This is a genomic window from Bacillus cereus group sp. BfR-BA-01355 (genome assembly GCF_022663675.1).
GTDB classification, from domain to species: domain Bacteria; phylum Bacillota; class Bacilli; order Bacillales; family Bacillaceae_G; genus Bacillus_A; species Bacillus_A thuringiensis_S.
Map to the genome: position 1 here is coordinate 1 of NZ_JAKUFY010000088.1, position 22,224 is coordinate 22,224.

Sequence of the window (22,224 nt, forward strand, 5' to 3'; positions counted from 1 at the left end):
CTTAAATTCTATATCATAAGTTACTCTAATTTTGCCCATAGAAAAATCCCCTCCATAGTAAACAGATTAATGTGCTTTCTTTTTACTGTCTACTATAAGGGGATCATATCATGTTGAGTGTCTTATTTCATTATTGCTTGCATGCCTCAACATCAATACCGGCAGCAATTAACTTCTTTTCTCCATCTTGTTCAATAATTTTTTGTAATTTAGATAGGAAAGAATCAAAGTTTGTATGCTTTGCTACTTGGAATGTCATTTTATGTTCAATTGGTAACCACGTATCAATATCAGCTTCGTTATGTTGGATTTTCACCTCAAGTTTATCGAGTGCATTAGCAACTTTTGCTTCGTACGTTTCTTTCGCTTCAAACTCCATCCATAAGTCATATAATTCCTCACCGAGAGAACTTGTTAATGTTTGTTTAATATTTAAAATAGCTTCTAGTTCATTTTTTTGTTTTTGTAGTTGTAATTCGTGACTATTCATTGTATCAAAAGCAGGGATATCACCAGCTTCGGCTTCGACTAGGTCGTGAATAATAACCATCTTAAGTAATTTCTCAATATTTACTTTTTGATCCAAATAAGGTTCAACTAAAATAGCCATTAGAGACATACGCCATGTATGTTCGGCAACACTTTCTTGACGTCCGTTAGAAAGCCAGCTATGTCGCATTTCATATTTTAGTTTTTCTGCTAATGCAATGACTTGTAAAATGTTGTGTTCCATCGTGATCCTCCTCATTTATCCATACTATAATTCTAATATAGAAATGAAATGTGTCAATTTCATGAGTATATTGCGATAAACAGATGATAAGCGTATAATACATGTTATATATGAAAACGTATTATTAAAATAAAAAAATGTTATATAAAAATGGAAAGGAAAGGGCAGAAATATGGGAGAGAAAAATCAAGTATTAGCTAGACCACAAAGAAGAAAAAGGAAGTTTGATATTTCTAGCCCAGTGGGCATTATAGTAGGTTTCATTATAGTGATAGCAGCAATTATGCTTGGCGGCGGTGGAATAAAAGCTTTTAAAAACTTTTTAGATGTTTCATCTATTTTAATTGTCATAGGGGGAACAACAGCGACAATTGTTGTGGCATATCGATTTGGAGAAATAAAAAAATATACGAAAAGCATTTTTACTGTTTTACATAGAAGAGAAGAAGATTTAGAACAGTTAACGGATTTGTTTGTCGATTTTTCGAAAAAGTCTAAAAAGCACGGCTTGCTTTCTTTAGAGGTTGATGGAGAGCAAGTAGACAATCCTTTTATTCAAAAAGGAATTCGATTAATGTTAAGCGGTTACGATGAAGATGAATTAAAAGAAGTGTTACTGAAAGATATTGAAACGGAAGTGTATGAGTTAAGAAAAGGAGCAGCATTATTAGATAAAATTGGTGATTTTGCTCCAGCTTGGGGAATGATTGGTACGTTAATCGGTCTTATCATTATGCTCCAAAACTTACAAGATACATCGCAAATTGGTACAGGGATGGCAGTTGCGATGTTAACGACATTATATGGGTCCGTACTTGCGAATATGATTGCAATCCCTCTTGCGGAAAAAGTATATCGTGGTATTGAAGATTTATATACAGAGAAGAAGTTTGTAATAGAAGCAATTTCAGAATTGTATCGTGGACAAATCCCTTCTAAATTAAAGTTGAAACTGGATACATACGTATACGAAACAAAGGTAAAAAAGGTAAAAGGAGCAGCCTAATATTTCAAGGAGTGGTATGATGAGTAAAGGACCGCAAAAGGGATCGCCTCGTTGGATGACGACTTTTACAGATTTAACAATGTTATTATTAACTTTCTTTGTATTACTAGTTGCTACATCAAAGCAAGATGCAGTAAAATTGTCAAAGATGCTTGAAAAGTTTAGTGATACGGGGCAAGTAGATGCAAAAGTAATGGAAAATACAATACCGGATATTTCACATGAAAAAAATGATGAAAAGATGATCTCAAAAAAGAGAATGGATGAATTATATAAGAAGTTAAAAGCGTATGTAGATAATAACGGTATTAGTCAAGTGAATGTATATCGAGAGGATACAGGGGTAAGCGTCGTTATAGTAGATAATTTAATATTTGATACAGGCGATGCAAACGTTAAGCCCGAAGCGAAAGGGATAATAAGTCAATTAGTTGGATTTTTTCAATCCGTACCTAACCCAATTGTTGTAGAGGGACATACAGATAGTAGACCTATTCATAACGAGAAATTCCCTTCAAATTGGGAGTTATCTTCAGCACGAGCGGCAAATATGATTCACCATTTAATTGAAGTGTATAATGTGGATGATAAAAGGCTAGCTGCGGTAGGATATGCAGACACAAAGCCAATTGTACCAAATGATTCACCGCAAAACTGGGAAAAAAACCGTCGCGTTGTTATTTATATAAAAGAGTAGTATATTATTATTTTAATAATAAAATAATAAAAATACGAAAATTCTTTTAAAAAAATATTAAATTTTATCATTTTATTTTGTATAATGAGTGAGAATGATAAGGTGAAATATTAAGATATATTTATACATAGAAGGAGAGAATTAAAAAGAATGGCACATAAAATTTTAGTAGTAGACGATGCGATGTTTATGCGAACGATGATTAAAAACTTATTAAAAAGTAATGCTGAATTTGAAGTTATTGGCGAAGCAGAGAATGGGGTAGAAGCAATTCAAAAGTATAAAGAACTTCAACCTGATATTGTAACATTAGATATTACTATGCCAGAAATGGATGGGCTTGAAGCATTAAAAGAAATTATTAAAATTGATTCAAGTGCAAAGGTTGTTATTTGTTCTGCAATGGGACAACAAGGTATGGTATTAGATGCAATTAAGGGCGGGGCAAAAGACTTTATTGTAAAGCCATTCCAAGCGGATCGTGTAATTGAAGCTTTAACAAAAGTAGCAAATAGTTAATATAGAAGGGGTGCCACAAGGAATCAAAACAGTGATAGCGGATCGACGTGTGGCCCCCTTTTTTCTCATTATAAAACACTAAATTGTTATACATAAATGAAATGTTTGTTAGACAGGTAGGGGATAAAAATGCAAACAGATCTATTAAATATATTTTTTGAAGAGTCAGAAGAACATTTACAGTCGCTAAATGAAAATGTGCTAGTGTTAGAGCAAAATCCTGCTGATATGGATGTTGTAGGAGAAATATTCCGCTCCGCTCATACATTCAAAGGTATGTCTGCGAGTATGGAATTTACGGAGATGGCTGATTTAACGCATAAGATGGAAAATGTGTTAGATGAAATTCGTCATGGGAATATAGTTGTAAATGCGGATATTATTGATGTGATTTTTGAGTGCATTGATAATTTGGAGAAGATGGTTGCAGATGTGCAACAAGGTGGAATGGGCAATATTGATGTAGTCTCAACTAAACAGAAATTAGAAGCATTATTGAACGGCAATGTAGAAACTACTACGGAACATATAGAGCAAAATCATATAGACAACGATGATGCAGTTTCGCATGCAGTGCATATAACAGTTGAACAGCAAGCAATTTTAAAAGCAGTACGTGCCATTATGTGTATTGAAGCATTACAAAATGTGGGGAATATACAAAAAACAGCTCCGAGTATTGAAGAAATTGAAGCAGATGCTTTCGGATTTGAATTTACAGTATTTATGGATACGGATTGTAGTATAGAAGAATTGAAACAAGTAGTACTTCATGTTTCTGAAATTGAGAAAGTGGAAGTAAAGCAAGGAGAACCTATATCGAGGGAAGTAGCTTCTAAAAAAGTCGTTACACAAGAAGTTGTGCAAGTAGAAGAAACGCTACAACCAGCTGTGGCTACGCAGGTAGAATCACCGATAGTGGCAACGAATCAGCCAGCTAAAAGTACTACAAAAACGAAAAATGCTAAAGTGGAGAATCGTTCAATTCGTGTTCAATTAGAGAAAATTGAAAGATTAATGAATATGTTTGAAGAAAGTGTAATTGAACGTGGGCGCATTGATGAATTGGCTCAAACGATTCAAAACAAGGAACTAATTGAACATTTAAATCGATTAGGCGATATTTCAAAAGATATTCAAAATGTACTATTAAATATGCGTATGGTGCCAATTGAAACTGTGTTCAATCGTTTCCCGCGTATGGTACGTATGTTAGCGAAAGATTTAGGGAAAAAAATCGATTTACAAATTACAGGTGAAGATACTGAAGTAGATAAAATTGTTATTGATGAAATCGGTGATCCGCTCGTTCATTTAATTCGAAATGCAATCGATCACGGTGTTGAAACTGTTGAAAAACGACGTGATGCAGGTAAAAATGAGACAGGTACTATTAAATTAGAAGCTTTTCATAGTGGAAATCATGTCGTTATTCAAATTACGGATGATGGAAACGGTATTAATAAAGGGAAAGTATTAGAAAAAGCGATTAAAAATGGCGTTGTAACTGAAGCAGATGCGAATAGATTAACAGATCGTGAAGTGTTTGATCTTATTTTCCAACCAGGATTTAGTACAGCTGAAGTTGTATCAGATCTTTCTGGACGCGGTGTCGGATTAGATGTTGTAAAACATACGATTCATAGTTTAGGTGGACATTTAATTATTGATTCTGAGGAAGGAAAGGGAAGTACATTTAGAATTGAACTTCCGTTAACGTTGTCTATTATTCAATCTATGCTTATTCAAACGAATGATAAGCGTTATGCTTTACCTCTTGGAAATATCGTTGAAGCAATTCGAATTAAGAAAGAAGACATCCAATCCTTACAAGGAAAAGATGTGTTAAATTATCGTAATCAAATTATTGAAGTGAAACATTTAAGTACTGTATTTGGTGAAAAAACAGTAGATGAGGCGTTTGCGTCATATGATGGTCAAATGGTTCCTGTGTTAATTGTTCGTAATACACATCGCAGCTATGGACTTATTGTAAACACAATTATCGGTCAAAGAGAAATAGTCTTAAAGTCATTAGGTGACTTCTTTGCAGAGAGTTCTAATTATTTCTCTGGTGCGACGATTCTCGGTGATGGACGAGTGGTCCTCATTTTAAACCCAGAAGGTTTATAATAGGAATGAAGGAAAGCTCCCCACTTGTATACAATTGGGGAGCTTTTTGACTAATCGTTACTACTCTAATAATGGCAATAAATACATATTAACGTTTTATATAATAAGTTTGCTAAAATCAAATGAGAGTTTATATCATTTGATAGAAAAACAGAAATGAGGAGGCAGGGAAAATGCCTGAGCAACACACAAAAGGGGATACGAGCACGATTGTGCTAGAAAAAGAAAATGAGCATTTAACGCCTCAAGAATGCGATATTCTTGGCGAAATTGCAAATATATCATTTGGTTCAGCTTCGACTGTATTATCAACAATTTTAAATAGGCAAGTAAGCATTACTGCTCCTCGCATAGAGTTGGTAGATTTATATGATTCAAGAGATGTCGAAGTTCCACATGTTGTATTAAACATTCACTTTACAAAAGGATTAGATATGGAAAACCTTCTTGTCCTTAAGCAAGATGTTGCATTGTCTATTGCTGATTTAATGATGATGGGAACAGGCGAGGTGGAGGACGGAAAAGAACTTGGTGAATTAGAGCTAAGTGCTGTACAAGAAGCGATGAATCAAATGATGGGATTCGCAGCTACATCTATGTCGGAATTCTTCCAAGATACAGTAGATATGTCTCCGCCGACGATTAATGTTGTAAAGTTATCAGAAGAAATGGAGAAAATCTCTGAAATCGATGGGAATCATACGATTGTTAAAGTGTCGTTTGATTTAAAGATAGATAATCTTGTAAACTCTAAACTTGTACAAATTGTTTCAGTTGAGCATGCGAAACAAATGGTAAATAAATTAATGCAATTATCTGGTGGAGTAGAAGAAAAAGACGAGCCAGCAGAAGTAGTGGAAACTGAGATTGTAGAAGAAGTTGAAAAAGAGCATTTAACACAAGAAGAGAAAGATGTGCTTGGTGAAATTGCAAATATTTCAATTGGTTCCGCTTCAACAGTATTGTCAACGCTTTTAAATCAGCCAGTTACAATTAGTACACCAAATGTGGAAGCAATCAATGTTCGTCATTATGATGGAGTACCAGTGCCATTTGTTATTTTAAATGTTGACTTTGTTGAAGGGCTAAAGAATGAGAATGTATTCGTATTTACGAAAGATGTCGCCTTAACAATGGTAGATTTAATGATGATGGGAACAGGGGAAGTTGATCCGGAAAAAGAGCTTACTGAATTAGAACTGAGCGGTATTAAAGAAATTATGAATCAAATGATGGGTCACGCTGCTACGGCGATGTCAGAAATGTTCCAAGAAAAAATGGACATGACGCCGCCAAATGTTAAATTTGTAACGTTAAAAGAAGAAATGGAGTATTTGGGAGAGTCAATGGAAGTGGACGAACTCGTTCAAATTACGTTCAATCTTGAAATTGGTGATCTGCTTCAATCGAAAATGTATCAAATTTTGCCAATTTCTGAAGCGAAAGAAATGGTAAGGCGACTTCTGTATCCAATGGTGGAAGAAGAGATTGCCACAGAAGAAATTGAAGAAGAAAAAATTGTAGAACCAGTTGTGCAACCTATTGAATTTAAAGAAGTAAAACAAATGGAACCAGTATATATGGACACGTCCATTCTACAAAATGTAGAAATGAACGTGAAATTTGTATTTGGAAGTACAGTGAAAACGATTCAAGATATATTAAGTTTACAAGAAAATGAAGCAGTTGTACTAGATGAGGATATTGATGAACCAATTCGTATTTATGTAAATGATGTATTAGTGGCGTATGGTGAACTTGTAAATGTAGATGGATTTTTCGGAGTAAAAGTGACGAAATCACTATAAGGCATTGAAATAGGAGTTTGAACTAGTAGATGAAAAACGTAAAGTTTTTTCTAATGAGTTGGCTATGCATACATGTGTGCTTGTTCTTCCCTTTGCAAAGTCAGGCTGAGGAACAAATTGAGCCAGATCAAAAAATAAAAGAAGTGAATGTACAAGAAGAAAATAAGGAATCTCAAGAACCGTCAGAGCAAGTGGAAACGAAACAAGATGAAGAGAAACCAAAAGAAACAGAACAACAAGAAGTAGTAAATAAACAATTGAGTGAAAAAAAGATAGAAACGGAACAGGGAATTATTACAGTAAATAAGCCGGAGCTTAAAGTTGGCGAAGAAGTGCGGATTGCTGTAGAACCAAATGGGAAAAATATTCAAAGTATGAAAGGTATATTGCAGTTACAAAAAAATGGCGAGCAATATGCGCAAGAAAGAATGTTATCTTTTGAGTATGATGAAGAAACGAAGAGCTGGGTTGCTAACTATAAAGCAGGGGATTTTGATTTGCAAGGTGATTGGAATCTTCAGCTCGTTCAAAGTTACAAAGAGAATGAGAAAGAAGAGCTCATAAAAAATGAAGTGAAAGTCCCGCTCATTCGTATTAAAAATGAAACGCCAACTATAGATAAAGAATTGCCAAAGTTACAGAAAGTTACTATTGATGAAGTAAAAGAGAACTTAGTTGAACGAAAACAGGGAGATTCTATACATATACGAGTAAAAGCGTCAGATATAGAATCGGTTGTAAAAGAAGTGCGCGTTACATTAAAAGGGAAAGAAAATAAAGAGCTTTCCTTTTTATTAGACTACAACAAGCATGATATGGATTGGCAAAAAGTATTTGAAATAACAGAAGCATTGCCGGCTGGGCCATACGAATTACTTGTAGAGATAATAGATGCAGCAGGTAATAAACTTGTTGAGGAAAGTGAATATACCATTTCTGTTTTGGCGCCAAAAAACGAAGATGATAAAAAGATAGAAGAGAAAGAAAAAGAAGAAAAATTAGATGATAAACTAGAAAATGAATTAGAAGATAAGAAAGAAAATGAGAAGCAAGAAGATTCGAAAGTCAAAAACCCGCTTCCAGAAGAAAATTTACCAGTCGTTCAAATTCCGAAGCAAGATGAGATAGTAAATAAGTTTATAAAAGAACCGTTGAAAGAGAAAGAGGAATTTACTTATGTTATAAAAGAGCCGTTCGAAGACAACAAGGAAGTACATAAGGCGAAGGATCAAAAAGAGAAAAATAACAAACAAGTTGCCTCTAAAAAGAAAGAACAAAAAGAAGAACCGAAAGACAAGAAAGAAGAAAAAGGTGAACAGGGAGTGCAAGCTTCTGATGTGTTTACTATCATGTCAGGTTTATTCGTACTGTTTTTAGTTTTAAAGAGTAATAAAGAATGGGGCTAATTATTTCATAGTAGTGGAGGCGCTTAAATGGAGATTAAACGTACGACAATTGAAGATAAGGCGTTACAACCATTAAAACAGCCTGCAGCTATTTCGGAGCATGAAATCCAGAAAGAACGAAAGCGTAGCAATTTAGTGTTTACTGGACAGTCTAAAATTATTTCGAAAAATAATGAAATAGGTATTTTACTTGCAAGTTTAAGTGATGGAAAGACTATGAAGGAAATGCTTTCTAAAGAGATGGATACAGTGTTACAACTTTTTAAAAAGTTACATACGTTATCCGGAGAAGGTAAGCAAACAGAAAAAATATTTGAACAAGTAATTAGAAGCCTACAAGGGCTTGTTAAGCAGGCGCATATAAAAGAACTTCCTTTGTTAGATGGAACGTATGATTTCGCTGAAGTACAACTATCATTTGGTAGAAAAGTACATATTCCGTTACTAGATGTGAGTGCACTTATCTCTAGAGTGGAAAGTGATTCTTCAGAAGGAAATATAAATTTGATGGTAACGGTTATTACTGCTTATATAACGAAACTGTCTAACGAAACAATTTTAATTAGCGTTACAGACCGCATTGCTAAAGATCGGGATGTAAGTGTATGGAGAGCGCTTGCGGAAATGAACATGACACAATTGTCACAGGCGTTGAAACATACGGTGCAAGAACATAAATGGTCTATGACGTTTCTTTTTCTCTTTATATGGATTGTCGGTATTATTATAATTCGAGTTATGTAAAAAGGTCGTCACTCCATTGTGACGACCTCTTTTATATTTTTTCGTAGAAGAATGTATCAAATCGCTGAAGATTGTAACGTTCGGGTGTTAAAATTTGTTCCGTACTACCAACAAATAGTACACCGCCTTTTCGTAAAGAACGACTAAATTTTTCATAAAGTTTTACTCTTGCTTCTTCTGTAAAATAAATCATTACGTTACGACAAATAATCAAATCATAATTTGTATCGAACGACTGCATTAAAAGGTCGTGCTGTTTGAACGTAACGTTTTGTTTAATGTTTTGATGCAATGAATATATATCATTCTCTTTTGTGAAATGACGTTCTTTCAAATCATTAGGTAATTCCTTCAGAGAACGTTCTGTATATTGACCGCGTTTTGCGGTTTCTAAAATATGAAAATCAAGATCTGTTGCTTGAATTTCAAAACGAAATGGAGCTAGATGCTTTGATAAAATTAAAGAGAGTGTGTACGGTTCTTCACCAGCAGCGCAAGCGGCACTCCATACCTTTAATTTTCCGCTATTTTGTTCGAGTAATTTTGGTAGTGCTTTCGACTCTAAAGTTTGCCATCGTTCTTTATTTCTAAAAAACTCTGAAACGTTAATTGTAATGTAGTCAATAAAATTTAAAAATAAATTTTGATCAGCGCGTAATTTGTTTAAAAAATTAGTGTAGTTTTCGAAGCCTTTTCTCGAAATGAAAGCATCGATTCTACGGCGCATTCTATCTTGTTTATACGAAGCGATATCCATATTGAATTGTTGTTTAAAACTCGCGATAAAATGATCATAATCTTGTTCAATTATCATATTTACAATGGGCACAATAATGATATTGTGCCTCCCCCTTTACATCATACGAATTTTTTGTTCAAAGCTTTTTTTCATTTGCTTTTCATGTAATCCTGGTAAATCATAAATGACAGCATCAATACCTGCTTCTTTTGCAACATCGACAGGGATGACAGATGTATGTTTGTCCCCATTATAAAAACAGAGAACTAAATCAGTGTCTTCAATAATTTGTTTAACAAAAAACATATAATCTGATCGGTAAATGGAGTCAGAAGGATGATCAAAAGCAACATATTCGGCTCCGTGTTTTTTTAAGTAATCAACGACTTCTTGAAATTCATCTGTTATTGCTTGCAATGGTTGCAGCGTGTAAAGGCATAAATTTTGAGCGAGTCTTTCATTCTCAACGAAAAAACGAAGAACCTCATTTTCAATAGATTTATAACATAATATGTAAATTTTATGTTTGTGAGCATAGTCAGTTAAAAATTTTTTAATTTCTTCTTGATCTAATGCTGTTAATTGATTTGAACCACAAAGGAAAATATTCATAGAATTGTGCCACCTCATGCTAAATTGTAACATATCTTTTATAAAAAATAACTGCAAAATATTACTGTTCAGAGTATAATTATAAATAACTGGATTTTACGATTAAGTTTAGGAAGAAATAAAAAAATAAATAGGTGATATATATGCTACGTTCTATCTCGCATAATCCAATTTTATCGCATATACCGCCTGCTACTCAAATGCCGAAAGATGCAAATGTCAGGACAGGACTTGCATTTTCGGATAATTTGCATGCAGATCCGAAAAAAGATAAATTACTAGAACAAATGGAAGCGTTTGTCGATAATATTGGAGAAATTAAAGAAAAAATTGAAATGGAATTAACGCTTGATAATGTAATGGAATACAAAAATACAGTAAAATCATTTTTGAATTTTTACGTTGATAATGTATTGCAGTATAAAGATGTCATGTCTCGTCACCCACGTTATGGATATTCACAGAAAATGACGATTGTGAAACAGGCAGAAATGGGATTGAATGAATTAGAAGATGTTATGAATTTAATTAATACGAAAACAGGACATTTAGAAATGTTAAATCAAATTGGAGAAATCCATGGTTTAATTGTGAATTTAGTCTTGTAAAAGGAAGGAAGCTATATGTACATACAATTATATGAAAAGCTCGTTATTATACAAAAGGCGTATGAAAATATTCAAGCGCTTGGAGAGCAAATATATGAGAATTTAAAAAATAAAGATATAAATGCAGTTCAAAAGTTACAAGTAGAACAATTGCAGTACATTGATGGTTTAAAAGGACTATCTAGCTCATTCGAAGAAATGGTTGTTCAGTTTTGTAAAGAAAAAGATGTTGAAGCATCTCGTGTAAGTGCATTATTTTCGTATTTTTCTCAAGAAGAAATTGAAAAAATGGAAGAATTACAAAAAAACGTAACTGAATTAGAAGAGAATGTAAAAATGATTCTTTTGAAAAATCAATATTACTTAAACGTACTATTAAAAACTACAGAAAGTATTGTGGATTCTGTTTCTGAATATAATTTAGAGCGAAACAATAATTCGCAAATCTTTATGAATGAACTATTGTAAAGGAGAAGTGAAGCTTTATGAGATTATCTGATTATAATACACCGCTATCAGGGATGCTAGCGGCTCAAATGGGATTACAAACAACGAAACAAAACTTATCTAACATTCATACACCGGGTTATGTGCGTCAAATGGTGAATTACGGATCTGTTGGAGCAAGTAATGGTCATACGCCAGAACAGAGAATTGGTTACGGTGTACAAACGCTAGGTGTTGACCGTATTACTGATGAGGTAAAGACGAAGCAGTTTAATGATCAATTATCTCAGCTCTCTTACTATAACTATATGAATTCGACTTTATCACGTGTAGAGTCTATGGTTGGAACGACAGGAAAGAATTCATTATCTAGTTTAATGGACGGTTTCTTTAATGCCTTTCGTGAAGTGGCAAAAAATCCAGAACAACCAAACTACTACGATACATTAATTTCTGAAACTGGGAAGTTCACAAGTCAAGTAAATCGTCTTGCGAAAAACTTAGATACAGTGGAAGCGCAGACGGCAGAAGATATTGAAGCGCATGTTAATGAATTTAATCGTCTTGCTGCTAGTTTAGCAGAAGCGAATCATAAAATTGGACAAGCAGGTACACAAGTGCCGAATCAACTTTTAGACGAACGAGATCGTATCGTTACAGAGATGTCTAAGTATGCAAATATAGAAGTATCTTATGAATCTATGAATCCTAATATCGCGAGTGTTAGAATGAATGGTGTTTTAACAGTAAATGGACAAGATACATATCCACTTCAATTAAATAAAGAAAAAGACCCAATGTCAGTTGAGATTTACGGTTCAGAAATCTCTGTAACTAGCGGAGCAATAAAATCAGCGATTGATACGAAAGCGAAAATTGTTGATTATAAAAAAAATCTTGAAGACTTAATGAGTTCAGTGAAAACTCAAGTGAACACAGTGATGGGAAAAGATTTCTTCGTTGGAGATTATGCGAAAGATATGAAGTTAAATCCAGAATTCCAAAAAGATATTTCGAAAATGAAAATATCTGCTGAAACAGCAAATAAACTAGCAGCAATTACAGATGGAGATTATAAAGAAGGTCTTTCTTATAAACAAGCATTAGACCAATTTATAGTTCGTGTTGCATCTGATAAAAGTGCAGTAAATGGTTATCAAAAAATTCATGGGGACTTACTAGAAGGCATTCAGCAAGAAAAAATGAGCGTCGAAGGGGTAAATATGGAAGAGGAAATGGTAAATTTAATGGCCTTCCAAAAATACTTCGTCGCAAACTCTAAAGCTATTACTACGATGAATGAAGTGTTTGATAGTCTATTTTCGATTATTCGATAAGTGATAATAATTGATTGAAAATATATAAGGAGGAGATAGAAATGAGAGTATCTACATTTCAAAATGCAAACTGGGCAAAGAATCAGTTAATGGATTTGAATGTGCAACAACAATACCATAGAAACCAAGTAACTTCAGGGAAGAAAAATCTTCTTATGAGTGAAGACCCACTTGCAGCGAGTAAATCATTTGCGATTCAACATTCATTGGCGAATATTGAACAAATGCAAAAAGATTTAGCTGATTCGAAAAATGTCCTAACACAAACTGAAAATACTTTACAAGGTGTTTTTAAATCTTTAACGAGAGCAGATCAATTAATGTTGCGGGCAATAAGTGAGCAAAATGGTGAAAAAGAATTGAAAGCCATCGGTGCAGAGATTGATCAAATTTTAAAACAAGTTGTATATTTAGCGAATACGAAAGAGCAAGGTCGTTATATTTTCGGTGGTGATAGTGCAGAGAAGCCACCATTTACAGAAGATGGTACATACCAAGGTGGAAAAGATGATGTGAATTGGCAACTAAATGACGGTTATGAATTAAAAGCGTTTCGTAACGGAGAAGCATTATTATCTCCGGTTATAAAAACGTTAAAACAAATGAGCGAAGCGATGCAAAAAGGTGATCAAAAAGCGTTACAACCGTTATTAGGAGAAAATAAGACAAACTTAGATGGCATCATTAACCGTACAACTGAAGTTGGTTCAACAATGAACACAATGGAGACGTTTAAAACAATTTTAAGCGAGCAAAACTTAGCGCTTCAAGAAAACCGTAAAGAAATTGAGGATGTTGATTTAGCGGTCGCAATTTCTGACTTAGCATATATAAATGCAACGTATGAAGCGACGCTTAAAGCTGTTAGTACGATGAGTAAAACAAGCATCTTAGATTATATGTAAATAATAAGGAGTGATAAATATGGCAGGAACGATGACAGGCATTGGTGGTAGACAACAGATTTGGAATCTTGGAAATAATATGATCGATACTTCTCACTTCGTTGAATTAGAAATGAATGCGTTAGATATGAAAAAGACACCGTATACGAAAGAAAAGAACGACCTTACAAATGATAAATTATTATATACAAGTTTGAAATCAGAATTTAGCTCTTTCACGCAAACTTTTAAAAACTTAGCGGCTTTTAAAGGGAATGAGAAAAAAGTAACAACATCACAAGACGGATATATTAATGTAAAAGCTGATGGTGGTGCAATTGCAGGAACTTTTAATATGACAATTACACAGCTCGCGCAACGTCATCAAATAGCTTCTAATGAAATTAAAGATATAAATGCAAAGCTTCCTAAAGATGAAACATTAAAACTAGGCGGTAAAGAATTAAAAGTAACAACAGATATGACATATAAAGATTTAATTAATAAGATTAATGATGGAGATTATGGCGTATCAGCTTATACACTTGGAAATAAAATTTTCATGACCTCTAAAAAAGAGGGAACAGATGGACAGATTAAGTTTGAGGCGAACACATCTACGCTATTTCAAGATATTGGTTTAGCTAACGCGGATGGCAAAGCGCTCAATACAATCAATGAAGCACAAAATGCTAAATATAGTATTAATGGTATTACAGATGAAAGTTCTACGAATACAATTGAAGCTCTTCCCGGTGTGAAAATTGAGTTGTTAAAGGTAACTGAGCCGAAAGTAGAAGGGGCGCCAGATGCAGGTACAACAACAGATCCCAAAACAAAAGGTATAGACCTAAAATTTACAGTAAATGACTCAAACGTAACAGATGCATCGAATGTTATTAAAAAAATGGTAGCTGATTATAATAAAGCTGTTTCTACAGTAGATATCTTTGCTGGAAAAGGTGGAGCTTTCCAAGGTCAAGCTATTATGCAAAGTGTACGTCAAGCGATGAACAATGTCGTAACATTTTCTCAAGATGGTAATTATTTATTCACATTTGGTATTCAATTAAAGCAAGATGGAACGATGGAAATTGATGACGAAAAGTTAACGAAAGCATTAAAAGAGAAGCCAGATGCAGCGAAGCAATTTTTCTTTAGTTCTAACGGTTTAGGAAAAATGATGGAAGAACCGCTTGATAAACTATTCGGTGATAAAGGCGTAGTCGGCGAGAGAGTTAAAAACATTGATTCACGTGTAAGTGATTTAGATAAAAAGATTAAAGATATTGAGACGCAAAACTTGCAAAAGCAAGATGAAATTGTGAAGAAGTATCAAAAGCTAGAAAGTACATTGGCGGCGCTTGATAGCCAACTAAAAACAATTAAAGCAATGACAAAACAAAAAAGTGATGATTAATGAAAGTTGAGGAAGTGATCATATGCAAGCATGGCAACGTTATATGCAAAATGATATTATGACGAGTAATCCGATTAAAAATACAATTTTTATTTATGAAAGATGTATTGTAGAGTTCCGTAATTTAGAAGAACTTTTACATACTTTTAACTTACAAGAAGGGGACGCACTTCTTGAAAAGTTAGAACGTATTTTTGAAGAATTAAAACTTCAATTGAATCCTGAAATTACGAAAGATTTATATGATAGCTTATATGGTTTATACGATTGGATTAGCATTCAAATTCAAACGATGAAAGTAACGCGTGAAGCGAAAGATATTGATGCAATTGTGAAAGTGTTACAAGATTTAATAGACGGTTACCGCGGAGCACTTGAAAATGAACAATGATATTTATCGGACGTTTGTCAGCTGTTTTAATGAAATCGGTGAATTGCAAGTGTCAGACAGAGAGTTTGCTGAGAAGAGTGAGATGTTAAATCGCTGGATGATGACATTGGATGAAGAAACGCGTACGCAAGTTGCAGCAGAAGTAAGCCCATTTATTATTAAGGCAGCACAGCATATTCGGGATAAGCAAAAGATTTTGGAAGAAATGATTATGACAAATGATGGACGAATGAAGGCTAATTCATTTTACGGTAAATATTAATAATAACGTTTGGAAACAGATTCCCCTTTTAAAAGGGGGTCTATTCCTTCGTTTACATAAAGAACTCCGCTGATTGAGGTTTCATTTTATGACTGTGATGAAAAATAATAGTAATCTAAATAATAGAAAAATGGACTTTAGTTTATAGTTCATATATTGAAATGTTGTATAGATTACTGTGTGTATACAGTTTTTTGCATTCTTTTTTATATTTTTGTATTTTTCTAAAGACAACAATGGAAAAATGGAATAAAATATGTAGGGGTACATAAAAGTAAATATTTTAATAAATGCATATAAGAAAATAAATAATGAAGTGAAACTTCTATCAGTGGATTATTAATTTAGAAAAGAAAGGGTGTGGAATATGCCAGATTTAGTGAGTGATGTAAGCCATTATATGAATTATTTAGTGACGAAACGAAATACTGTTTCTAGTAATATTGCAAATGCAAATACACCTGGCTATAAAGCACAAGATGTAACATTTGCTGAGCAGATGAATAAAAGTAGTGCATTATATAAAAACAATGCGGCTGATTTAAAGAGCAATCCAGATTTATATCAAACGAATGAAATGCACTTGCCGACAGTAAATACGAAAAATACATATGCAAAGATTCAAACAAAATCAATGCAAACGAATAAAGACGGAAATAGTGTGGATGTAACGACAGAAATGCTAGATTTAATGAAAACAAATCAGTTATACGGTATTTCAGTTAACGCAATTAATACACAATATGCAATTAACCAAGCGGCACGCGGACGTTAAAAGTAGAAGGAGAGACAACGGATGTTTCAGGCAATTAATGCAAGTGGCTCAGGGCTAACGACAGCGAGAAAGTGGATGGAAGTTACTTCTAACAATATTGTAAATGCAAATACGACGGCGGCTCCGGGGGCAGATTTATATGAGCGTCGTAGCGTGGTGCTAGAATCAAACAATAGTTTTGCAAGTATGCTAGATGGGGCTCCTACTAACGGAGTAAAGATAAAAAGTATTGAAGCAGACAAAACGGAAAATTTAGTGTATGATCCGACGCATCCGCACGCAAATGAAGAAGGATATGTACGTTATCCAAATATTGATGTAACTGCTGAAATGACGAATGTTATGGTTGCTCAAAAAATGTATGAAGCAAATACGAGTGTATTAAATGCAAATAAAAAAATGCTTGATAAAGATTTAGAAATCGGCCGAGGATAAGGGGGAAGATAGTAATATGAAAATCCAACCAATGTTACATACACAACCATTTGGAGCAATTCAGTCAATTGGTGCACCGAAAGCTTCTCAAACATCTGTAGTTGAGGGGAAAAAGTTTATTGATTTATTGGAAGATATGAATCAAACGCAAAACAATGCGCAAACAGCAGTATATGATTTACTAACTAAAGGGGTAGGAGAAACACATGACGTTTTAATTCAGCAAAAGAAAGCTGAGTCTCAAATGAAAACAGCTGCTCTCGTACGTGATAATCTTATTGAAAATTATAAGTCACTAATTAATATGCAAATTTAGGAAAGTGGACGGGTGTGTTTAAATGGAAAAGATGAAAAATGTTATCCAATCGTTAAAAACGTGGCATAAGTTAGTAATTGGTGCTGCGCTTTTAGCGATTGTAACAGGAGCACTTTTATACTTCACCTTGCCAGATAAATATGTTGTTGTATATCAAAATTTAAATGATACAGATAAACAAGAGATTACAGCAGAATTATCGAAGTTAGGTGTCGATTATCAATTAGCGGCCGATGGTTCGATTCGTGTACAAAAGAATGATGCTCCATGGGTTCGAAAAGAAATGAATGGGATGGGCTTACCGTTTAATTCTAAAAGCGGTGAGGAAATTTTATTAGAAAGCTCGCTCGGTTCAAGTGAGCAAGATAAAAAAATGAAGCAAATTGTCGGTACAAAGAAGCAATTGGAGCAAGATATTGTAAGAAACTTTGCGACAGTTGAAACGGCAAATGTTCAAATTACATTGCCTGAAAAAGAGACAATTTTTGATGAAGAAAAAGCAAAAGGAACAGCGGCGATTACAATTGGGGTGAAGCGTGGCCAATTGTTAACAGCTGATCAAGTTGCAGGTATACAGCAAATGATAAGTGCAGCAGTTCCTGGTGTAAAGGCAGAAGAAGTAAGCGTTATTGATAGTAAAAAAGGTGTTATCTCAAAAGGGACAGATGAAGCACATTCTAGTAGTTCTTCTTCTTATGAGAAAGAAGTAGAGATGCAGCACCAACTTGAAGGTAAATTAAAACAAGATATTGATGCAACGTTAATGACGATGTTTAAACCGAATGAATATAAAGTGAATACGAAAGTATCTGTAAACTACGATGAAGTTACACGTCAGTCAGAGAAATATGGTGATAAAGGTGTACTTCGTAGTAAACAAGAGCAAGAGGAAAGCTCTACTGCGCAAGAAGGGGCAGATCCGAAGCAAGGTGCTGGTATTACAGCGAACGGTGAAGTGCCAAACTACGGTACGAACAATAATCAAAATGGTAAAGTTGTCTATAATAATAAAAATGGTAACAAAATCGAAAACTATGAAATAGATAAAACAGTTGAAACAATTAAGAAACACCCAGAATTAACGAAAACAAATGTTGTTGTATGGGTAGATAATGATACGCTAGTAAAACGTAGAATGGATATGACAACTTTTAAAGAAGCAATCGGAACAGCGGCAGGACTTCAAGCTGATCCGAACGGTAACTTTATAAATGGTCAAGTTAACGTTGTAACTGTTCAGTTCGATCAGCCGAAAGTCGAAAAAGAGAAAGAGCCAGAAAAAAGTGGCATGAACTGGTGGTTATTCGGTGGAATTACAGCTGGCTTATTAGCGATCGGTGGTCTAGTATGGTTCTTATTAGCAAGACGTAAGAGAAAGAAAGAAGAAGAAGAGGAATATGAAGAATACTTAGCAGAAGATGAAGTTGCTGCAAGTAATGAAAGTATCTTGGAAATTCCTGAAGAAAAAATAGTGCCAGAGCCAAAACCTGAACCAGAAGAACCGAAAGAACCAACGTTAGATGAACAAGTGCAGGATGCTACGAAAGAACATGTAGAAGGTACTGCAAAAGTAATTAAAAAATGGCTAAACGGACAGTAAGGGAGGAACAACGATGTTAGATGAAATCTCCTCCAAAGAAAAAGCTGCCATCCTTATTCGTACATTAGAAGAAGGGGTGGCAGCAAAAGTCATTGAATATATGACAGCTGAGGAAAAAGAAGTATTACTTCGTGAAATCGCGAAGTTTCGTGTATATAAACCAGAAACGTTAGAAAATGTACTAGGAGAGTTCTTATATGAACTAAATGTAAAAGAATTGAACTTAGTCACTCCAGATAAAGAATACATTCGTCGCATATTTAAAAACATGCCAGAAGACGAACTGGAAAAATTATTGGAAGACCTTTGGTATAACAAAGATAATCCATTTGAATTCTTAAATTCACTTACAGATTTAGAGCCACTTCTTACAGTGCTTAATGATGAGTCACCACAAACAATTGCAATTATCGCTTCTTATATTAAACCGCAGCTTGCGTCTCAATTAATTGAGAGATTGCCAGATCATAAGCGAGTAGAGACGGTAATGGGTATTGCGAAGTTAGAACAAGTTGATGGTGAATTAATTAATCAAATTGGTGAGTTGTTAAAATCGAAATTAAATAATATGGCATTCAGTGCAATTAATAAAACTGATGGTTTGAAAACAATCGTAAACATTTTAAATAATGTTTCACGTGGTGTTGAAAAAACAGTCTTTCAAAAGCTGGATGAAGTCGATTATGAGTTATCTGAGAAAATTAAAGAAAATATGTTTGTCTTTGAAGACTTACTTGGTCTTGAAGATCTTGCGCTTCGCCGTGTATTAGAAGAAATTACAGATAACGGTGTTCTTGCGAAAGCACTTAAAATTGCAAAAGAAGAAATTAAAGAGAAACTATTTACATGTATGTCTTCAAACCGTAAAGAGATGATTCTAGAAGAATTAGATGGCTTAGGACCGCTTAAGATGACGGATGCTGAAAAAGCGCAGCAAACGATCACTGGTACAGTGAAAAAGCTAGAGAAAGAAGGAAGAATTATCGTTCAAAGAGGTGAAGAGGATGTCCTTATTTAAAAACAGAATTCCGAAGAATTCTGTTTCTTTTTCTGAAGAAACGTATGAATTACAATTCCCAAAACCAGCTTCAGTTCAAATAGAAGAGGAAGAATTACAAGCTGATCATGCAGAACTTCGCGCCCAGCAAGAATCATTACATATGGAAATGAATCAGCTAAGGCAAGAGCAGCAAATGCTAGAACGAGAGCGTCAGCAGTTATTACAAGATAAAGAACAATTTCAAATGCATATTCATGAACAAATGGAACAGATGGAAGCAGCGCGTGTGCAGTTTCAAAAAGAACAACAAGAAACAGCATATGAATGGACAGAGTTATTATGGGATCAATCTTTTCATCTAGCAGAAAAAATCGTGAATCAAGCGGTAGATTCACGATTGCTTGATCTTTTACCTATTTTAACTGGCATCGTGCAAACATTGCCAACTTCGTTTGAAAAATTAATCATTACAGTACATCCAGAAACGTTTGAACGTATTCAAGAAGAGAAGGAAAATACGAAAGAATATTGGTTGCTACAATTAGTAGAATGGAAATATGATTTCTCCCTGCAGTTTGGTGAATTTGTTCTGGAAGAAGAGAAAGAGTTCTTTGAATTTAAATTTGCACCTATATTTGCGAAACTTCGTCAGAAATGGGAAGAAGAGAAGTTATTTGAGGAGCAAAATGTATGAGCCGTCTGTTAATGAATGAGAACGAAAAATGGAATAAGTTCATTGAAACACCGCTGTATACGAAAGTAGGCAAAGTTCATAGTGTACAAGAACAGTTTTTCGTAGCAAAAGGGCCGAAAGCGAAGATTGGAGATGTTTGCTTCGTTGGAGAACATAAGGTCTTATGTGAAGTGATTGCCATTGAAAAAGAAAATAATATGCTACTTCCATTTGAACAGACAGAAAAAGTATGTTATGGAGATTCAGTGACATTAATTTCAGAAGATGTTGTTGTACCACGTGGTAATCACTTACTCGGAAAAGTGTTAAGTGCAAATGGTGAAGTGTTAAATGAGGACGCTGAAAACGTGCCATTACAGAAAATAAAATTAGATGCGCCGCCTATACATGCATTTGAACGTGAAGAGATTACTGATGTATTTGAAACAGGAATAAAATCAATTGATTCTATGTTAACAATTGGTATCGGTCAAAAGATTGGTATTTTTGCTGGGTCAGGTGTTGGTAAATCAACTTTACTTGGAATGATAGCCAAAAATGCAAAAGCTGATATAAACGTTATTAGTTTAGTAGGAGAACGTGGCCGGGAAGTAAAAGACTTTATTCGAAAAGAGTTAGGCGAGGAAGGGATGCGAAAAAGCGTCGTTGTTGTAGCGACGTCAGATGAAAGTCACCTTATGCAACTTCGTGCAGCGAAACTCGCAACGTCTATTGCTGAATACTTCCGTGATCAAGGCAATAACGTATTACTTATGATGGACTCTGTTACTCGTTTTGCCGATGCCCGAAGAAGTGTTGATATTGCTGTAAAAGAGCTACCGATTGGTGGTAAAACACTGTTAATGGAAAGTTATATGAAGAAGCTGTTAGAGCGGTCCGGAAAAACGCAAAAGGGATCTATAACAGGTATTTATACGGTGCTTGTTGATGGGGACGATTTAAATGGTCCTGTACCAGATTTAGCACGTGGTATTTTAGATGGACATATTGTATTAAAGCGTGAGCTTGCAACGCTTAGTCATTATCCTGCAATTTCAGTATTAGATTCAGTAAGTAGGATTATGGAAGAAATTGTTTCGCCACATCATTGGCAACTTGCAAATGAAATGAGAAAGATTTTATCAATTTATAAAGAAAATGAATTGTATTTTAAGTTAGGAACGATTCAAGAAAATGAAGAAAATGCTTATATTTTTGAATGTAAAAATAAAGTAGAAGGCATAAATACATTTTTAAAGCAAGGTCGATCGGATAGTTTCCAATTTGATGATATCGTTGAAGCGATACACCATATAGTATAAGGCCTCTGCCCAAGAGGTCTTATTTTTTTGTTTTTTAATATTTCACAGATTTTTTTGGAAAAAAACTATATAATAGAAAAAGAGAACGTTATAATAGGAAGGGGCTATGAAAACAGGTGGATAAACAGCAGTACGACACAATAAAATTGCAAATAAATCAAGAAAAAGAACATATTTTAAAAGAAGTGTATGAATTAACAGCTGAAAAAAGAAAAATAGAACAAAAAAAAGAATATGATTTATATGTTGTGAAATCGCGTAGTAAAGTCGTACAAACTGGGCAACGTATTATGGCTGGCATGCTTTCTTCACATACGTTTTCACCTGAAAGAATAGAAGAATGGAATCGAAAAATTA

At 34.2% G+C, this 22,224-nt stretch carries 24 protein-coding genes and 1 pseudogene; 22 read left to right on the forward strand and 3 right to left on the reverse strand.

The genetic code is table 11. The features are described from left to right. Positions 1-130 precede the first annotated feature (130 nt). The gene (locus MR167_RS23025) at positions 131-733 is read right to left on the reverse strand and encodes an HD domain-containing protein (protein WP_000400770.1); all 603 of its coding nucleotides are present in this window, start codon (positions 731-733) and stop codon (positions 131-133) included. A 172-nt stretch (positions 734-905) separates the two neighbouring features. Here MR167_RS23025 and MR167_RS23030 point away from each other — a divergent pair, with 172 nt between their 5' ends. The 7 genes from MR167_RS23030 (at position 906) to MR167_RS23060 (ending at position 9,046) form a co-directional block, all read left to right on the forward strand. Continuing rightward, a complete protein-coding gene (locus tag MR167_RS23030) occupies positions 906-1,739 on the forward strand; it encodes a flagellar motor protein MotP (protein ID WP_000504191.1) in 834 nt (277 codons plus the stop codon). Between the two features lie 19 nt (positions 1,740-1,758). Continuing rightward, the gene (locus tag MR167_RS23035; protein ID WP_000033627.1) at positions 1,759-2,436 is read left to right on the forward strand and encodes an OmpA family protein; all 678 of its coding nucleotides are present in this window, start codon (positions 1,759-1,761) and stop codon (positions 2,434-2,436) included. A gap of 150 nt (positions 2,437-2,586) precedes the next feature. Then, positions 2,587-2,955, forward strand: coding sequence for a response regulator (locus tag MR167_RS23040; protein WP_000940568.1), 369 nt, complete (start codon positions 2,587-2,589; stop codon positions 2,953-2,955). Between the two features lie 129 nt (positions 2,956-3,084). Further along, complete coding sequence (locus MR167_RS23045; protein ID WP_001192626.1) at positions 3,085-5,088, forward strand: chemotaxis protein CheA; 2,004 nt, start codon at positions 3,085-3,087, stop codon at positions 5,086-5,088. Between the two features lie 173 nt (positions 5,089-5,261). Next, positions 5,262-6,896, forward strand: a complete 1,635-nt coding sequence (locus tag MR167_RS23050; protein WP_043938784.1) for a flagellar motor switch protein — start codon at positions 5,262-5,264, stop codon at positions 6,894-6,896. Between the two features lie 29 nt (positions 6,897-6,925). Beyond that, positions 6,926-8,302 (forward strand): transglycosylase, encoded by a 1,377-nt coding sequence (locus MR167_RS23055; protein WP_242315546.1) that lies wholly within the window; start codon positions 6,926-6,928, stop codon positions 8,300-8,302. Between the two features lie 27 nt (positions 8,303-8,329). Next, positions 8,330-9,046: a hypothetical protein gene (locus MR167_RS23060; RefSeq protein WP_242315548.1), complete on the forward strand. Its 717-nt coding sequence runs from the start codon at positions 8,330-8,332 to the stop codon at positions 9,044-9,046. Between the two features lie 31 nt (positions 9,047-9,077). Here MR167_RS23060 and cheR read toward each other — a convergent pair whose 3' ends face one another. Beyond that, a complete protein-coding gene (cheR, locus tag MR167_RS23065) occupies positions 9,078-9,860 on the reverse strand; it encodes a protein-glutamate O-methyltransferase CheR (protein ID WP_000582875.1) in 783 nt (260 codons plus the stop codon). A gap of 39 nt (positions 9,861-9,899) precedes the next feature. After that, the gene (locus tag MR167_RS23070; protein WP_001020110.1) at positions 9,900-10,397 is read right to left on the reverse strand and encodes a flagellar motor switch protein FliG; all 498 of its coding nucleotides are present in this window, start codon (positions 10,395-10,397) and stop codon (positions 9,900-9,902) included. Positions 10,398-10,540: 143 nt separating this feature from the next. Between MR167_RS23070 and MR167_RS23075 the strand changes: the two genes are divergently transcribed. The 15 genes and pseudogenes from MR167_RS23075 to MR167_RS23145 form a co-directional block, all read left to right on the forward strand. After that, positions 10,541-11,005, forward strand: coding sequence for a YaaR family protein (locus MR167_RS23075; RefSeq protein ID WP_000946318.1), 465 nt, complete (start codon positions 10,541-10,543; stop codon positions 11,003-11,005). A 15-nt stretch (positions 11,006-11,020) separates the two neighbouring features. Further along, the gene (gene flgN / locus MR167_RS23080; protein ID WP_000275875.1) at positions 11,021-11,473 is read left to right on the forward strand and encodes a flagellar export chaperone FlgN; all 453 of its coding nucleotides are present in this window, start codon (positions 11,021-11,023) and stop codon (positions 11,471-11,473) included. 17 nt (positions 11,474-11,490) lie between these two features. After that, positions 11,491-12,789 carry a flagellar hook-associated protein FlgK gene (flgK, locus tag MR167_RS23085; protein ID WP_242315550.1) on the forward strand — a complete coding sequence of 433 codons (1,299 nt, stop codon included), beginning with the start codon at positions 11,491-11,493 and terminating at the stop codon, positions 12,787-12,789. Between the two features lie 41 nt (positions 12,790-12,830). Further along, positions 12,831-13,694: a flagellar hook-associated protein 3 gene (locus tag MR167_RS23090; protein WP_242315551.1), complete on the forward strand. Its 864-nt coding sequence runs from the start codon at positions 12,831-12,833 to the stop codon at positions 13,692-13,694. Between the two features lie 19 nt (positions 13,695-13,713). Continuing rightward, complete coding sequence (locus MR167_RS23095) at positions 13,714-15,093, forward strand: flagellar hook-associated protein 2 (RefSeq protein WP_016077911.1); 1,380 nt, start codon at positions 13,714-13,716, stop codon at positions 15,091-15,093. A gap of 22 nt (positions 15,094-15,115) precedes the next feature. Continuing rightward, positions 15,116-15,484 (forward strand): flagellar export chaperone FliS, encoded by a 369-nt coding sequence (locus tag MR167_RS23100; protein WP_016077910.1) that lies wholly within the window; start codon positions 15,116-15,118, stop codon positions 15,482-15,484. Next, the gene (locus tag MR167_RS23105; protein ID WP_001058090.1) at positions 15,474-15,746 is read left to right on the forward strand and encodes a hypothetical protein; all 273 of its coding nucleotides are present in this window, start codon (positions 15,474-15,476) and stop codon (positions 15,744-15,746) included. Before MR167_RS23100 ends, MR167_RS23105 begins: the two co-directional genes overlap by 11 nt. A gap of 367 nt (positions 15,747-16,113) precedes the next feature. Beyond that, a complete protein-coding gene (flgB, locus tag MR167_RS23110; protein WP_001113110.1) occupies positions 16,114-16,521 on the forward strand; it encodes a flagellar basal body rod protein FlgB in 408 nt (135 codons plus the stop codon). A gap of 21 nt (positions 16,522-16,542) precedes the next feature. After that, positions 16,543-16,956 (forward strand): flagellar basal body rod protein FlgC, encoded by a 414-nt coding sequence (gene flgC, locus MR167_RS23115; protein ID WP_000484680.1) that lies wholly within the window; start codon positions 16,543-16,545, stop codon positions 16,954-16,956. A gap of 16 nt (positions 16,957-16,972) precedes the next feature. After that, complete coding sequence (gene fliE / locus MR167_RS23120) at positions 16,973-17,272, forward strand: flagellar hook-basal body complex protein FliE (RefSeq protein WP_242315552.1); 300 nt, start codon at positions 16,973-16,975, stop codon at positions 17,270-17,272. 22 nt (positions 17,273-17,294) lie between these two features. Continuing rightward, the gene (gene fliF / locus MR167_RS23125; protein ID WP_242315553.1) at positions 17,295-18,872 is read left to right on the forward strand and encodes a flagellar basal-body MS-ring/collar protein FliF; all 1,578 of its coding nucleotides are present in this window, start codon (positions 17,295-17,297) and stop codon (positions 18,870-18,872) included. A 13-nt stretch (positions 18,873-18,885) separates the two neighbouring features. After that, positions 18,886-19,890: a flagellar motor switch protein FliG gene (fliG, locus tag MR167_RS23130; protein ID WP_000883364.1), complete on the forward strand. Its 1,005-nt coding sequence runs from the start codon at positions 18,886-18,888 to the stop codon at positions 19,888-19,890. Continuing rightward, positions 19,877-20,566 carry a FliH/SctL family protein gene (locus MR167_RS23135; RefSeq protein ID WP_242315554.1) on the forward strand — a complete coding sequence of 230 codons (690 nt, stop codon included), beginning with the start codon at positions 19,877-19,879 and terminating at the stop codon, positions 20,564-20,566. The genes fliG and MR167_RS23135 overlap by 14 nt, the downstream gene beginning before the upstream one ends. Continuing rightward, on the forward strand, positions 20,563-21,867 hold the full coding sequence (fliI, locus tag MR167_RS23140; RefSeq protein ID WP_061666845.1) for a flagellar protein export ATPase FliI: 1,305 nt from the start codon (positions 20,563-20,565) through the stop codon (positions 21,865-21,867). Before MR167_RS23135 ends, fliI begins: the two co-directional genes overlap by 4 nt. A gap of 116 nt (positions 21,868-21,983) precedes the next feature. Continuing rightward, a pseudogene (locus tag MR167_RS23145) lies at positions 21,984-22,224 on the forward strand (cytoplasmic protein); the annotation flags it as partial.